We start from the raw sequence: 14,903 nt of genomic DNA on the forward strand, positions 1-14,903 counted from the left end.
ACTGAATCAAAGTTTCAACGCCTTTTCCAAGCGCGCAAGCGCCACGTCATCCAACGGCAGACCAATGCGCAACCAGCGCGAGGCGTAATTGAATTTCCGGACCAGAATATGTCTCTGGCACAGTCTGACATAGAGTTCGTGCGCATCCGGGTGTTCAACAAGAGAAAACAGCGCCGTGCCGCCGATTTCCTTCAGACCGGATTTCTCGAGAACAGCAGAGAGTTCCAGGCGCCTCAGATCAATACGCGCGCGATAGTTGGAAAGCGCCTCGGCACCGCGGAAGGCATGGCTGGCAATGGCAAGCGCCGGGCCGGATACCGCCCATGGCCCAAGCCGCTGCTGCAATGCCTCGACAAACGGCTGACCGGCAACGGCAAAGCCCAGACGAACGCCAGCCAGCCCGAAAAACTTGCCGAAAGATTTCAGCACGATCATCGGCATGTCTTCCGCATCCGCTGCAACGCTGACATCCTCATGCGCGTCCGCAAAAGCCTCGTCCACGATCAGAAAGCCGCCCAGCGCACCAAGTTTTCGCGCCAGATGCTGAAGATCGTCTTTTGAAACCACACGACCATCGGGATTATTGGGATTGACGATAACTGCCGCCGTCGCCTCGTCCGGAATTTCACCGATTGCCGCACACGACACGACCTTCCAGCCGCAGGCAACGAACGAAGCGGCATGTTCCTGATAGGTCGGCCCGAGAACCGCAACCGTCGACGGAGCAACTAATGTCGGGACGAGCTGGATCAAAGCCTGTGTGCCGGGAGCTGCGACAATGGACGCATTCTCACGCAGCCCATAATAGCTGCGGGCCAGCCGCAGCGTTTCCAGCATCAGCCGTTCATCCGGCAAGCGGTTCCAGATTTCCGGTGTCAGTTCGGGAAGTGAAAAAGGCTCCGGGTTGATGCCCGTTGAAAGATCAAGCCAGCCTCCCGGCTTTCCGCCAAAGCGCGCGACGGCCTTGTCCAGCGCGCCGCCATGCTCGATTTCTGCACTCAAGCTTTGTCTCCGCAAAAATCGATCACATGCATGAAAGAGCCTGAAACGGACCCGACCCTGAGACCTGCCTCGCCAAGCTCGTCTCGTGCGGCATCCCGCACACGGAAAAGCCGATCCGCCTCTCCTTCGCGCAGGATGCTTGCATAATGAAACTCGTGCGCCTTCAATGGCTCCTTCCAGGGTGAGCCCTCAAGCGGTTCCAGCAGGCGATAGCCAAGATGCAGCTTTCTTTTCGCGAAGCTCGTTTCAAGCGGCAGAAGACCCAGCATCGGATGCGCAACACCCTCCGCATCCTGCAAGCTCTCGCCAAGAACCATGTAGCCGCCGCATTCGCCATAAACAGTCGCACCACGCGTTGCGGCATCGCGTATTGCCGTTTGAAAACGTGCGGCTTGTGCCAGACGGCCTGCGTAAAGTTCCGGATAACCGCCGGGCAGATAGATTGCGTCTGCATCCTGTCTCGGAGCCTCATCTGCAAGCGGCGAGAAGAACGAAATCTCCACACCTCGCCTGCGCCAGCCTTCAAACAGATGCGCATAGGCAAAGGCGAATGCATCGTCGCGGGCAACCGCAATGTGGTTCCCAAGCGGTTTCAGGCGTGGAACATTGGCCATCGCATCGTAACGCTTCGGCCGCGACCAGATCGACTGCAACGTATCCAGATCGATATGCGCTTCAATCACATCAGCGGCATGATCCAGAAAAGTTTCGAGGTCGGAATGCTCGCCCGCCTGCACCAGTCCCAGATGCCTTTCTGGCAGCGAAAGATCGGTATCGCGAGGCAAGGCGCCGAGAACCGGAATGCCGAGTGGCTCCAACGCGCCACGCAGCATCGCTTCGTGCCGCGGGCTGCCAACCCGGTTGAGGATAATTCCGGCAATCAGCACATCCTTGCGAAACTGGCTGAAGCCCCACACAAGCGCCGCGACCGAGTGTGATTGCCGTGCACAATCCACCACCAGCACCACCGGCAGCTCGAGAACCCGGGCCAGATCGGCGGAAGAACCCTTCCCGTCCATCGCTCCGTCAAAGAGCCCCATCATGCCCTCGGCGACCAGCAGCTTGGCGCTGCTTTCGGTCATGCGCGAGGAAAGCGCGCTGATAAGTTCAGGACGCATCGCCCAAGGGTCGAGATTGAAGCAATCCGCGCCGCTCGCAGCCTTGTGATAGGCAGGGTCGATATAATCCGGCCCGGCTTTCGCCGGTGCAAGCGCTACGCCCCTGCGTTTCAAAACCCTCAACAAACCCAGCGTTACCGTTGTCTTGCCCGACCCGGAAGCCGGTGCAGCGATCATGAAACCCTTCATGCGGTTTGCGCTCCCTCATTTTGGTTCTTTCTGCCAAGCGGGTCGCTGAACAGGATCTTGCCGCTCAAAGCGCCCATCCAGTCCAATCCATCCCGCAGGCGAACCACTTGCCCCACAACCACGATCGCAGGCGGGTTCAGCCCCGCCGCTTCCACGTCTTTTGCAGCCTGCGCCAATGTCGTTTCGAGCACGGTCTGGCTAGGCAGGCTCGCATTGCACACAAAGGCGACAGGCTCGTCGGGCGAGCGTCCGGCATCGATCAGCCGCCTGGCAATAAGATCAATATGTTTCATCGCCATATACATGACGATCACCGGAGAGGTTCTGGCGATACCGGTCCAGTCTACTCCGTCGGGCACCAGACCGCTGGCGTCGTGGCCAGTCAGAAACGTCACGGACTGATTGATGTCGCGATGCGTAGCGGCGATGCCTGCATAGGCGAGGCCGCCAATTCCGGCAGTCACTCCGGGAACGACGCGAAACGGAACCCCGTGTTCCACTAGCGTCAGCGCCTCTTCTGCTCCGCGTCCGAAAACAAACGGATCGCCACCTTTCAACCGCAGCACCTTATTGCCTTGTTTCGCAAGTTCGACAAGCCGCAGAGAAATATCGCGCTGTTTCGGCGAAGGCTTGCCGCCGCGCTTGCCTGCATATTCCAGAACAGCATCTGCATGTTTCAGAGAGAGGCAGGCATCATCCACCAGTGCGTCATAAACGATAACATCCGCCTGTTGCAGGGCGTTGACGGCATGAAGCGTCAAAAGGCCGGGATCCCCCGGCCCAGCCCCCACGAGCCAGACGTGGCCGGGCTCCATGACGGGCAACGTCATTTTGCTTTTAGCAATGACACATGCCGCTGTTTCTTCAGCCTTGTTCATTCTCGTCAACCATTATTCTATCTGGCGACACAGCTAGCAGATACATTATAAGGCGTCCATGAATGACGAAACTGCTCCAACGAATAAAAGTCAGGAAAAGGTCGAGCTTCGCCGCGGCTGGACCACTGGCGCCTGCGCGACGGCTGCCACCAAAGCGGCTTTGACGGCGCTCATCACCGGGGAATTTCCCGATCCTGTCGGCATAATTCTACCCAAGGGCGAAGTGCCGTACTTCCAGCTTGCCTATGAAGGACTGGGCGACGGCTATGCGATGGCGGGCATCGTCAAGGATGCGGGCGACGATCCCGACGTAACCCACGGCGCAACCATCATCTCGACGGTATACCCGGCCCCGCCGGGGACCGGCGTCGTCTTTCGCGCCGGTGAAGGGGTTGGCACGGTCACGCGTCCCGGCTTGCAAATTCCACCCGGCGAAGCAGCGATCAACCCGGTTCCACGCCGCATGATGACGGAAATCTGCGAGCAGATTTGCGCCGAATATGGCCTGCCCGCCGACCTCGTGATCACGATATCAGTGCCAGGCGGGGAAGAGATTGCCACGAAAACATGGAACCCGCGCCTCGGCATTATCGGCGGCATTTCCATTCTCGGCACCACTGGTGTGGTTCACCCGTTTTCCTGCTCGGCCTGGATTCACTCGATCCATCGCGGCATCGACGTTGCGCGTGCTGCCGGGCAAAAACATGTGCTCGGCGCAACCGGTTCCACGTCCGAAGACGCAGCGCAGGCGCTCTATGATCTGCCGGATTTTGCCATTCTCGACATGGGCGATTTCGCAGGCGGCGTGCTTAAATATCTGCGAGACCATCCCATCGACAAGTTGACGATCGCAGGTGGCTTCGCCAAGCTGACCAAGCTTGCGCAAGGCGCGCTCGATCTTCATTCGTCGCGCTCGCAAGTGGACAAGGGCTTCCTCTGGGCCATTGCCGATAAGGCGGGCGCCCCGACAAGTATGAAGGATCAGATTCTCTTTGCGAACACTGCGCTGGAAGTACTTGAACTGACTCAATCAATCGGCATCGACATGGCCACACCGATTGCGCTCAAAGCGAAGGAAACTGCGCTGGAAACCCTTCGCGGCGCACCTGTGGAGGTTGAGATTATCGTGACTGACCGCAGTGGAAATATCCTTGCGCGGGTCTGAGCCGAAGATACTCATTCTGGGCGGAACCGCCGAGGCGGCAGCGCTCGCAACGGCTTTTGCGGAACTCCCTGTCAAAGCCATCACCTCGCTTGCCGGACGCACCAGCAATCCAGCCAGACTCACTGGAACGGTTCGCATCGGTGGCTTCGGTGGACCGGAGGGCCTTGCAGACTATATCAGGGCCGAAAAAATCCACCTCGTGATCGACGCCACCCATCCTTACGCGGCGCGTATATCGCAAAATGCCGTCATCGCCACAGAGGCGACGAAAACCCCACTCGTTCGGCTGGAGCGCACCGCCTGGGAAAAGCAGCCAGATGACAACTGGATCGATATTTCCGGCGAAGCCGAAGCTGCGAACGCCATTCCTCCCCACGCGCGCGTCTTTCTGGCGCTCGGTCGCCAGCACATCGCCCCTTTTGCCAAGCGCGCTGATGTTCATTTCGTCATGCGCATGATCGACCCGCCGGACGCGGCGCTGCCGCCGGATTGCGAGCTTATCCTCGCAAGGCCCGGCGATTTCGCTGCGGAAAAGCAATTTCTGGAGAAACACAAGATCGGACTGATCGTCAGCCGCAATTCGGGTGGCACCATTTCCTATGCCAAGATCGAAGCCGCTCGCGCGCTCAGGCTTCCGGTCATGATAATTTCCCGCCCGCCGGTTGCGGCCAGGAACATCGTCACCTCGCCGGAAGATGCAATCGCATTTGCCCGCACAAGCTTAGGCTTTTGAACGTGCCGCGTGGTTATGCGCCTCATGATAGAGCGCTGAATCGCGAAAGCTCTTTGGGTCCAGCCCGCGCCCGACAAAAATCATCGCCGTGCGTATCAACCCGGATGCCGCCACCTTCTCCGCTATATCCGCCAAAGTACCGCGCAATATCTGCTCGTCCGGCCATCCTATGCGATAGGCAACGACAACAGGGCAATCAGCGCCATAAAGGGGCATCAGCTCGGCCTTGATCTTCGTGAGGTTGCGAATGGAGAGGTGAATCACCAGCGTCGCGCCTGACCGGCCAAGCGTGGCGAGGTCTTCGCCTTCGGGCATGGCGGACGATTTCATCGAGGTGCGGGTCAGAATGATGGTCTGGTTGACCTCTGGAATGGTCAATTCCTGCTTCATGGCGGCGGCAGCGGCCGCAAAGGCTGGCACGCCCGGCGTCACATCATAGGGAATGCCGAGACTGTCCAGCCGGCGCATCTGTTCGGCCATCGCGCCGTAGATCGATGGATCACCGGAATGCACCCGCGCGACATCGAGGCCGTTAGCGTGGGCGACTTCCATTTCGGCGATGATCTCATCCAAAGTTAGGGATGAACTGTCGACCAGACGTGCATCCTTTGGTGCTCCGGCAACAAGTTCAATCGGCACCAGTGATCCCGCATAGATGCAGACGGGGCATCGCTCGATCAGGCGCAGGCCACGAACGGTGATAAGATCCGCCGCGCCAGGACCGGCGCCAATGAAATGAACAGTCACAATTTTACCTTCCTGAACTGCGGAGCGGCGTCGGAACCAGCAATCGCCAAGGCGGCAGTTGTCCGGACGGACGCGGTTTTCTCGACCGCGAGAATACCGTGCGGACCGGCAGCAGCAAGCGCTGCCGCTTCGGCAACGCCATGACAACCGACTGCCCGGAAAACAGCGTCCGACGGGTTTTTGAGACGCGGTGTTTCCTGCTCCAGTCGCGCGGCATCGAAAAAACAGAGCGCACAATCATAATGCGACGCAAGCTCCGCCCACACCGGCTCGGCGCGCTTCGCGCTCAAGGTTGCAATAGCATCGGGCCGTGCGCCCCCACCCCGAGCCAACACCTGCTCGGCCAAGGCCAAAAGTTCATCAAGCGTCACGCCCGACGAACCGCCCATGCCAAGAACCCTATTGAAATTTCTAGAACCCAAAGGGAGATGACTGGCGCGCTTTGTGCAGTTCTTCCGGCTTGACCCCAAGCGTATCGGCAATGCGCTGGATCATTGTTGCTTCGCTACGATCAAGGCGATTATCGGAGCAGGCAATCGTCACGAGGTCACCAAGCAGTGCCAGCCGACGCTCCGGCGCCATTTCCGCCAGCATGTTGGCGGCTTGCTTGGTTGTCGTCTCGTAAGCAAAATCCTTGAGATATTCCGCGACTTCCGGAAGCTCTTCCGGTGGAATGCCGAAATTCTTTTCGGCAATTTCCTTGAATGCGGCTATTTCGGCTGGGTGCTGATCGCCATCGGCAAACACCACATGCAACAGCAAAAGCAGTTCAGAAGCGAGCGCCGGATCATCGGCGACACGCTGCACGGCGCTCTTCCTGCTCAGAAAAGCAGTAATCCGCTCAAAGATGCTTTCGCTCATGGAACCCCTCTAAACTTTCAGTCTGCTTATAATGAATAGCGCCGGACGAGCAGGAAAACAATCTCGCTCCGAGACCCAGCTTTCTTCCGAGTGCGCCTTTGTTTGACTGGCGTTCGCCAAGCAGCTGCTCTATGTTGCCCCAACCTCTCCTTTAGGCTCCCCCGATGCTTGAATTTTTTGACACGCTTACCCTGCTCCTCACGGCTGCGGCATTCATTGCCGGAATCATCGATTCCATAGCCGGAGGCGGCGGAATGATTACGATTCCCGCCCTGTTGCTGGCCGGAATACCGCCCGTTGAAGCATTGGGCACGAACAAGCTGCAAGGACTGTTCGGCTCATCGTCAGCAACCATTGCGTATGCGCGCAAAGGGCATGTCAATATCAGGGAACAGTGGCCCGAAGCGCTCGCTTCGCTCATCGGCTCGGTATTCGGCGCATTGCTGGCAACCGTTCTGCCCGTGGATATCATGCGCGCGGCCCTGCCGATCCTCCTGATCGCCATCGCAGTCTATTTTGCCGTCAAGCCGAGCCTTGGCGATGTTGATCGGGCACGACGTCTCGGACCGTTTCTTTTCGGCGTAACCCTCGTTCCGCTGATCGGTTTTTACGATGGGCTTTTCGGCCCCGGAACCGGATCGTTCTTCATGCTCGCTTTTGTGGCGCTTGCCGGTTTCGGTGTGTTGAAAGCTACCGCGCATACGAAGCTTCTCAACTGCGCTTCCAATGTCGGCAGTTTTGTAACCTTTGCCCTCGTCGGCACCATCAACTGGAAAATCGGCATCTGCATGGGTATTGCCCAGTTCATCGGCGCGCAGATCGGCGCAAGCCTCGCCATGAAGGTCGGCTCACGCATCATCAAGCCGCTTCTGGTCGTCGTCAGCCTGGCGCTGGCAGTTCGCCTCCTGATGGATGGAACCAATCCGCTGCGCCAGTGGATGGGATTTTAAATTCTAAGCGCCACCAAAACGACACCACAACCAATCAGCAGAATGCCGAACCAGTTGATGGTGGACATGCGCTCGCCGAGGAATGCCGCGCCGAACAGGGCCACCAGCACCACCGACAATTTATCGATCGGCGCGACGCGCGATGCGTCACCTATCTGCAAGGCCCGGAAATAAGCAAGCCACGAAGCGCCGGTCGCCAGCCCAGAAAGCACCAGAAACAGCCACGACCGCCCGGAAATTTCGCCCGGTTTCTGCCACTGGCCGGTAACGGTCAGGAACAGGCACAATGCACCGATGATAACCAGCGTGCGCACGAGCGTGGCGAAATCCGAATTGATGCCTTGAATACCGATCTTGGCAAAGATCGCCGTCAACGCGGCAAACACCGCCGACATCAGTGCCCAGAACTGCCAGCTGTCCAACATTGAAGCATTTCCAGCAAAAGTGTGAAACGGTTTTGCGCAGGATAATGCGCAACTAGAACTCGATGCCCTTCTGTGCCTTCACCCCGGCGCGGAATGGATGCTTGATCATCTCCATCTCGGTCACCAGGTCTGCGGCTTCAATCAGCTCGTCCTTGGCATTGCGGCCAGTGATGATGACATGCTTCATCTCCGGCTTGGCCTTGAGAACCTCTATCACTTCCTCGACCGGCAGGTAATCGTAGCGAAGCACGATATTCAACTCGTCGCAGAGCACCATATCGTAGCTTTCATCCATTATCAGCGCCTTGGCTTGTTCCCAAGCACCGCGCGCCATGGCGATATCTCGCGTGCGATCCTGCGTCTCCCAGGTAAAGCCCTCTCCCAGCGCTGAAATCGTGACCTGATCGGGAAATTTTTCGAGAACCCAGCGCTCGCCTGTGTCCCACGATCCCTTGACGAACTGCACGACCCCGATCTTCATTCCGTGGCCCAACGCGCGGAAAACCATCCCGAAACCGGCGGTCGATTTGCCCTTGCCCTTGCCGGTATGGACAATCACCAGACCTTTTTCCTCGGTCTTTGTCGCCTGGATCTTGTCGCGGGCAGCTTTCTTCTTGCGCATCTTGTCCGCATGGCGGGCGTTCAGTTCCTCTTCCGTCATGGACAGAAGTTTTGCAGATTTTTCAGCCATTTGTCCTCATTCCCGGATTCAAAGTCGCAAGTTGTTCCAGTTCAAACCGCGCCGAATTGGAGCGTGGTGTCCAGAAGCCCCGCTCGATGGCATTGTTCAGCTTCGCCGCTGTCTCGGCAAGCGCCGCGGGATTTTTCTCGGCCATGAAATCATGCACTGTCCTGTCGGCAATATAAGCCTGATAGACCGCCTCGAAGTGATGATTTCCGACCTTGCCGGTGGTCGCCGCAAAGGCGAACAGATAGTCGACGGTCGCCGCAATCTCTGCCGCGCCTTTATAGCCGTGACGCATCACACCTGTGATCCATTTCGGATTAGCCGCCCGCCCGCGCACGACGCGTGACAGCTCTTCTTCCAGCGCCCGGATCGCTGGCTTTTCCGGGCGGGAATGGTCATTGTGATAAACCGCAGGCATTGCCCCGTTCAGGCTTTCCACGGTCGCGGCCATTCCACCTTCGAACTGGTAGTAATCATCGCTGTCGAGAAGGTCGTGCTCGCGATTGTCCTGATTCTGAACCACGGCCTGAACAGAGCGAAGCCTTTCTTCAAGAAGACCGCGCTCGGCCTGCCCTTCCTCGCCTGCACCATAGGCGTAGCCGCCCCAGACAAGCCAGGCTTCGGCCAGATCGTTGCGCCCGGCCCAGCCATTCTCGTCGATCAGGGCCTGCAAGCCTGCTCCATAAGCGCCGGGTTTGGAACCGAAGACACGATAGCCCGCGCGGCGTTGCGCTGTCTTTTCATCCGCCCCTTCGACAACAAGACGCGCCTGCTCAATCCGCATACGAACTGCGACTGGATTGTCCTCGGCATCTTCGTCGAGAGCGCCAACTGCACGCACGGCCTTGTCGAAGAGCGCAATCTGTTCCGGGAACGCATCGCGGAAGAAACCGGAAATGCGCAGCGTCACATCGACCCGGGGACGGCCAAGCTTTGCAATCGGAATGATTTCATATCCAGTCACCCGGCGTGATGCCATATCCCACAGCGGCTTGACGCCGATCAGTGCCAAAGCCTGCGCTATATCATCGCCGCCGGTACGCATATTCGACGTTCCCCAGGCGGTCAGGCCGAAAGACGTCGGCCATTCACCATGATCCTGTGTGTAGCGAGTAATCAGGAGTTCGGCCGATTTGCGACCAAGTTCCCATGCCGCCGGAGTGGGAACGGCCCGACTGTCGGTAGAGAAGAAATTGCGACCGGTCGGCAGCACATCGGGGCGGCCCCGCGTCGGTGCGCCGGACGGTCCCGGCGGCACAAATCGCCCGTCGAGTGCGGCAAGAAACCCGTCTATCTCCGAAGGCCCGCATGAAACGACCATGGGGCGCAGATGCTCCTCTATGGATTGCAGCACCGCCCGCGTCTGCAGCCAGTCTTCCGGGCAGTCCGTTTCGCCCGCAATAAAACTCGCCGCCAGCAGTTCGATACGTTCCACCGTATCGCCTGCTATGCGCCACGTTGCAGGGCTTGCGGCGCAAAGGAGTTCCGGTTTGGACCCGGTCCAGGCTTCGGCCATATTGCAACCGAGCGGATCGAATGTTTCGCCAAGTCCACAATCCGCAGCGATTGCCCGCTGGAGACTTTGATCGCCCGGCGCACCACCGAGCGCAACCGGAACACCGCGCGGCACGCGGGCCAGCGCGACCAAAAGATCGGTCAGCAGCCTGCCTTGAGGTGCAAGTCCGAAAATATGCAGCCCGTCGCGTATCTGCATTTCCTTCAGATCGCAAAGATAGGCATCCAGCTTTTGCAAAGCCATGTCTTCATCGTCATGATCGTGAATGCCCGCATCCCGATCGAGCCCGATGTCGCGCACGAGATCGAGTATCTGTCCTTTCAGCCTCAGCAGGCGGCGAGGATCGACACCGGAGGCCTCGTAGTATTCGTCCACCAGCGCTTCCAGATCTTTGAGCGGACCATAGCTTTCGGCGCGTGTCAGCGGCGGCGTCAGGTGGTCGATAATGACCGCGCTGGCGCGACGCTTGGCCTGCGTGCCTTCCCCGGGGTCATTCACGATGAAAGGATAGATATGCGGGGTGGGACCAAACACGGCTTCCGGATAACAGTTTTCGGACAGCGCAAGCGCCTTTCCCGGCAGCCATTCCAGATTTCCATGCTTACCCATATGCACAATGGCATCGATACCTGCGACCTCGCGCAGAAACGCGTAGAAGGCAATATATCCGTGTGGAGGCACCAGATCGGGCGAGTGGTATGTCTCTTTCGGATCGATATTGTAACCGCGCGCGGGCTGAATACCGACAAAGGTTTCACCCAGCCGCATCAACGGCAATGCAAAAGCGACAAGTTCCTCCGCAAAGTAAGGATCGTTTTCTGGCGCACCCCAGCGGACTTCAATTTCCTTCTGAATCGCAGTGGGAAGTCTTTTGAAGAAAGCCTTGTATTGATTCAGTGAAATCGTCTCGCGTATCTCTCGCCCGTCACGCGCGGCATTGGTCGGACCAGCTGTCAGGGCGCGCATCAGAGCATTCCCGTCCACCGGCAGGTCAGAGAGGGAATAGCCGCCATCCGCCATCGCGTGCAGGACTTCGATCGTCCCGGCTGGCGTATCGAGCCCTACCCCGTTTCCAAGCCGCCCGTCACGGTTCGGATAATTCGCAAGAATAAGCGCAACACGTCTTTCTTCGGGTGATTTCCGTTTCAACCGCACCCAGTTTGCCGCAAGTTGCGCCACAAAATCCACGCGGTTTTCATGCGGCTCGTGGGTAACGATATTCGCCTCCACTGCCGCGTCGAACTGTTTGGCCGACTTGAAGGAAACCGCACGTGAAAGCACGCGCCCGTCCACTTCCGGCAAGGCGACATTCATCGCCAGATCGCGCGCCAGCAGCCCTTGCTGCGACGATTCCCAGACGGACTTCGGCGTACCGGAAAAGATGACTTGCAGCACCATGTTGCCGCGCCTGTCGAGCACGGTCGGCTGGCGCTCGGCACCCGGCGAAGAAATCGCAAATCCCGTGGCATTCAATACGATATCCGGCGGACAATCCTCAAACAGACCATCGACAACGGCTGCGGACAACCGGTCCTTGAGGCTCGAGACGAATATCGGAAGCGGGTTAAGGCCCCTTGCCTGCAACGAAGCGATCAGCGCATCGACGGGCTGCGTCTGTCCGCTTTGCACCAGCGCCCGGTAAAAAATGATGGCAGCGACAGGTGCTTTTGCATCGCTCCAGTGCTGGCCGATGCTGTCCAGCGACGAGACATGGTCTCCCGGCCACCACAGACCAGCCTTGAGCAGAGGTGCGGCACTCTCCGGCTTCTCGGAACCTGAAATCAGTGCGGCGCAATATTGAAGAAATGCGCCCGTATTCGCTGCCCCGCCTTCGACCAGATACTGCCAGAGTTCATTTCGATCATGGGCAGAGACGGTCGAAAACCGGTCCAGCCCGTGGTCCGGTTTGTCGTCTCCCGGCAATACGGCAATCTTGATGCCATGATTGACGGCGCAGGCATGCAGCGCTTCCAGCCCGTAAGGCCAATAGGTCTCACCGCCAATGATGCGCACCACAATAAGGCTCGCATATCTGGCCGTACGCTCCACATAAGCATCCACCGACATGGGATGAGTGAGGGTCAGGAAATTGGCCAGCCGCAAACTCAGCAAATCCGGCGCGAGCCTGTGCGCCTGCGCCAGACTGGCCAGTTCCGTATCGGCGGCGGAAAGGAACAATATCTCTCCCGGCGTCTGGGCGAGATCGACGGCCTCATTGCCGTCGCTGATTGTTCCTTTCTGGGCAAGGAGAAGATGCATCGGTCAGACGGCGTCTTTCACTGCCTTGGCGATGGCCGCCTCATCAATGTCATGCAGCCCGATCACGACCAGTCGCGTGGAGCGCGCTTCATCCTTGCCCCATGGACGGTCGAAATAATGCTCGATGCGCGGGCCGACTGCCTGCACAACCAGACGCATCGGTTTGCCAGGAACATCGACAAAGCCCTTCAGACGAAGAATGTCATGTTCCGCGATAACCGCTTTCAGCTTATCCGCAAATAGCTTGGGATTGGCGACAGAACCCGCTTCAACCACAAAACTCTCGAATTCGTCGTGATCGTGCTCGTGTCCATCTGCATGATGGATTTCATGGTGAGACTTGCGGTTGGCGATATCGTCTTCAGTGCCGACACCAAGACCGAGCAGAACATCGGCGCCAAGCTTGCCGAAGCTCGCAGGAACCATATTCACGCGGCGCGCCGAACGCTCGGCGACGTCGGCCTTGACGCTTTCCAGTCTTGATGAATCGATCAGATCGGCCTTGTTGAGAACGATAAGGTCGGCTGCATGAATCTGATCCTCAAACAGTTCCTCCAAGGGGCTTTCATGATCAAGGGATTCGTCCGCTGCCCGCTGCGCATCAACCTTGTCGTGGTCATCAGCGAAACGACCTTCGGCAACAGCTGCGGCATCGATCACCGTCACCACGCCATCGACCGTCACCTGCGTCTTGATCTCCGGCCAGTTGAAAGCCGCGACCAGCGGCTGCGGCAAGGCAAGGCCGGAGGTTTCGATCACGATATGATCGGGGCGATCAGCGCGATCCAGAAGCTTGGTCATGGTCGGGATGAAATCATCGGCAACAGTGCAGCAGATGCAGCCATTGTTGAGCTCGATTACATCTTCCTCGCGACAGGTCTCGATACCGCAGCCTTTCAGAATACCGCCATCGACCCCGAGATCCCCGAACTCATTGATGATCAATGCAATGCGTTTTCCGTTGGCGTTTTCCAGCAGGTTGCGGATCATCGTCGTTTTGCCCGATCCAAGAAAACCCGTGATAACGGTTGCGGGAATTTTCTGTCCCTGCATTGATTTATCCCTTCATCTTCAGCGGCAACCCTGCCGCTATCAAATAAACTTCATCCGCAACCGCAGCTACTGCCTGATGCAGAAAGCCTGCGTGGTCGCGAAATTCCCGTGCCATGCGATTTTCAGGCACGATTCCAAACCCAACTTCGTTCGAAACAAAAACCACAGGTCCCGCGAGGTCCGGCAGCATGGCGACGAGTCCTGCCGTCTCCGCCGCTATGTCGCGCTCGGCCAACATCAGATTAGTCAGCCACAGGGTCAGGCAGTCAACCAGCACGAACCGATTAACGGTAACATGCAGCGTGAGTGCACTGACGAGATCGAGCGGCTCTTCTACTGTCTGCCAGTCGGATCCACGTCGGTCCCGATGAATGGCAATGCGGTTTTCCATTTCGTCGTCGAAGGCGCGCCCAGTTGCAAGATAGAGCGGCTGCAACCCCGAGGACTGCGCCATTTTCTCGGCATAGGACGACTTGCCCGAACGGGCTCCGCCAAGGACCAGAACCGATTTTCCCGGCGAAGCCATTTTCGTCAGCCCTCAATCTCGGACGATGCATAATGCTGGATGAACCAGCCGAGCGCGAGGCCAATCACCGCCCACATGAACAAGTTGGTCGCCAGCGATGCGACCGCATATTGCGACGCAAGCAGCGCGGGAACGGGAGACGAGATATCTTCCGGATGCGGTGCTCCATAGAGCTGTGGCGCAACGATCAGAACCAGCCCCAGGATTTTCGCCCAAATTTCCTGACGCAACACGACGAGATATATACCGAGACCGCTCAGCACCACGGCAGCAATCCACCATAGCTGCCGCTCTGCCAGATCGGCCGCCGGCATTGCCGGCAACTCCGGCGAGAGCCCCAACGCAGGCAGAAATGCCACCGCGAAGAAGCCTGCAACGCCCCAATAAATGCCATTCTGCACGGTAATACGACGTCCGAGCAGCAACGCCACGCCGCCAAGCAGCAGGGCAAAGCCAGCCCCCGCAACAAGATTGGCAAGGATCGTGTTACCCAATCGTCCGAACGGCAGTTCGGCACCTTCCTCTTCGGCGTCTGCAGTAACAGCGCCATGATCATGCGGTGCAGCTTCCACCTCGCCGTGGCTATGGCCACCACCAGCTTCTTCGAAAGTTTCAGCCTGCAGGATCAAAGGCACTGTTCTCAGATACATGGCAGGCGTAACCAGCAACCCGGCCAGAAGACCGGCGGCGAGCGACGCCAACAAATAGCGGATCAACATTTCTGTCCCCCATAGCAATTCCGCGCCGATGGCCATCCACCATCAAGCTTTGCTCAACTTCAATTCTGACAGCT

Annotated in this window: 15 protein-coding genes; 3 read left to right on the forward strand and 12 right to left on the reverse strand. The window is 58.3% G+C overall.

All coding sequences use genetic code 11. The features are described from left to right. Positions 1-6: 6 nt before the first annotated feature. From cobD to cobA, 3 genes are read right to left on the reverse strand one after another with little or no spacing between them, the layout of a single operon-like run. Positions 7-1,002 carry a threonine-phosphate decarboxylase CobD gene (gene cobD, locus ABWW28_RS11370; RefSeq protein WP_112670221.1) on the reverse strand — a complete coding sequence of 332 codons (996 nt, stop codon included), beginning with the start codon at positions 1,000-1,002 and terminating at the stop codon, positions 7-9. Further along, the gene (locus ABWW28_RS11375; RefSeq protein WP_021585989.1) at positions 999-2,309 is read right to left on the reverse strand and encodes a cobyrinic acid a,c-diamide synthase CobB; all 1,311 of its coding nucleotides are present in this window, start codon (positions 2,307-2,309) and stop codon (positions 999-1,001) included. The genes cobD and ABWW28_RS11375 overlap by 4 nt, the downstream gene beginning before the upstream one ends. Beyond that, a complete protein-coding gene (gene cobA, locus ABWW28_RS11380) occupies positions 2,306-3,187 on the reverse strand; it encodes a uroporphyrinogen-III C-methyltransferase (protein ID WP_031346345.1) in 882 nt (293 codons plus the stop codon). The genes ABWW28_RS11375 and cobA overlap by 4 nt, the downstream gene beginning before the upstream one ends. A 58-nt stretch (positions 3,188-3,245) precedes the next feature. On the opposite strand from cobA, the gene ABWW28_RS11385 reads away from it, so the two are divergent. Further along, entirely contained in the window at positions 3,246-4,352 is a 1,107-nt protein-coding gene (locus tag ABWW28_RS11385) for a cobalt-precorrin-5B (C(1))-methyltransferase (protein ID WP_021585991.1), read from the forward strand. Beyond that, positions 4,339-5,085 carry a cobalt-precorrin-6A reductase gene (locus tag ABWW28_RS11390; protein WP_021585992.1) on the forward strand — a complete coding sequence of 249 codons (747 nt, stop codon included), beginning with the start codon at positions 4,339-4,341 and terminating at the stop codon, positions 5,083-5,085. The genes ABWW28_RS11385 and ABWW28_RS11390 overlap by 14 nt, the downstream gene beginning before the upstream one ends. Here ABWW28_RS11390 and cobM read toward each other — a convergent pair. Genes cobM through ABWW28_RS11405 form a run of 3 tightly spaced genes read right to left on the reverse strand, consistent with a single transcriptional unit; the run spans position 5,074 to position 6,693 of the window. Then, positions 5,074-5,832, reverse strand: coding sequence for a precorrin-4 C(11)-methyltransferase (gene cobM / locus ABWW28_RS11395; RefSeq protein WP_021585993.1), 759 nt, complete (start codon positions 5,830-5,832; stop codon positions 5,074-5,076). The genes ABWW28_RS11390 and cobM overlap by 12 nt on opposite strands. Continuing rightward, on the reverse strand, positions 5,829-6,221 hold the full coding sequence (locus tag ABWW28_RS11400) for a cobalamin biosynthesis protein (protein WP_021585994.1): 393 nt from the start codon (positions 6,219-6,221) through the stop codon (positions 5,829-5,831). The genes cobM and ABWW28_RS11400 overlap by 4 nt, the downstream gene beginning before the upstream one ends. A 22-nt stretch (positions 6,222-6,243) precedes the next feature. Next, positions 6,244-6,693: a tellurite resistance TerB family protein gene (locus ABWW28_RS11405; RefSeq protein WP_353391019.1), complete on the reverse strand. Its 450-nt coding sequence runs from the start codon at positions 6,691-6,693 to the stop codon at positions 6,244-6,246. A 164-nt stretch (positions 6,694-6,857) separates the two neighbouring features. Between ABWW28_RS11405 and ABWW28_RS11410 the strand changes: the two genes are divergently transcribed. Continuing rightward, entirely contained in the window at positions 6,858-7,643 is a 786-nt protein-coding gene (locus ABWW28_RS11410; RefSeq protein ID WP_021585995.1) for a TSUP family transporter, read from the forward strand. Here the strand turns inward: ABWW28_RS11410 and ABWW28_RS11415 are convergent. Genes ABWW28_RS11415 through ABWW28_RS11440 form a run of 6 tightly spaced genes read right to left on the reverse strand, consistent with a single transcriptional unit; the run spans position 7,640 to position 14,829 of the window. Beyond that, the gene (locus ABWW28_RS11415) at positions 7,640-8,068 is read right to left on the reverse strand and encodes an EamA family transporter (protein WP_006467107.1); all 429 of its coding nucleotides are present in this window, start codon (positions 8,066-8,068) and stop codon (positions 7,640-7,642) included. The two genes, ABWW28_RS11410 and ABWW28_RS11415, sit on opposite strands and share 4 nt — an antisense overlap. Before the next feature lie 52 nt (positions 8,069-8,120). Beyond that, positions 8,121-8,759, reverse strand: a complete 639-nt coding sequence (gene cobO, locus ABWW28_RS11420) for a cob(I)yrinic acid a,c-diamide adenosyltransferase (protein WP_021585996.1) — start codon at positions 8,757-8,759, stop codon at positions 8,121-8,123. Beyond that, the gene (gene cobN, locus ABWW28_RS11425; protein ID WP_021585997.1) at positions 8,752-12,531 is read right to left on the reverse strand and encodes a cobaltochelatase subunit CobN; all 3,780 of its coding nucleotides are present in this window, start codon (positions 12,529-12,531) and stop codon (positions 8,752-8,754) included. The genes cobO and cobN overlap by 8 nt, the downstream gene beginning before the upstream one ends. A gap of 3 nt (positions 12,532-12,534) precedes the next feature. Then, the gene (gene cobW, locus ABWW28_RS11430) at positions 12,535-13,584 is read right to left on the reverse strand and encodes a cobalamin biosynthesis protein CobW (protein WP_021585998.1); all 1,050 of its coding nucleotides are present in this window, start codon (positions 13,582-13,584) and stop codon (positions 12,535-12,537) included. A 4-nt stretch (positions 13,585-13,588) separates the two neighbouring features. Further along, positions 13,589-14,110 (reverse strand): bifunctional adenosylcobinamide kinase/adenosylcobinamide-phosphate guanylyltransferase, encoded by a 522-nt coding sequence (gene cobU, locus ABWW28_RS11435; protein ID WP_021585999.1) that lies wholly within the window; start codon positions 14,108-14,110, stop codon positions 13,589-13,591. A gap of 5 nt (positions 14,111-14,115) precedes the next feature. Next, a complete protein-coding gene (locus ABWW28_RS11440) occupies positions 14,116-14,829 on the reverse strand; it encodes a CbtA family protein (RefSeq protein WP_031346351.1) in 714 nt (237 codons plus the stop codon). Between the last annotated feature and the right edge of the window lie 74 nt (positions 14,830-14,903).

The organism is Brucella sp. NBRC 14130, from assembly GCF_040371715.1.
In the GTDB taxonomy this organism is placed as follows: domain Bacteria; phylum Pseudomonadota; class Alphaproteobacteria; order Rhizobiales; family Rhizobiaceae; genus Brucella; species Brucella intermedia.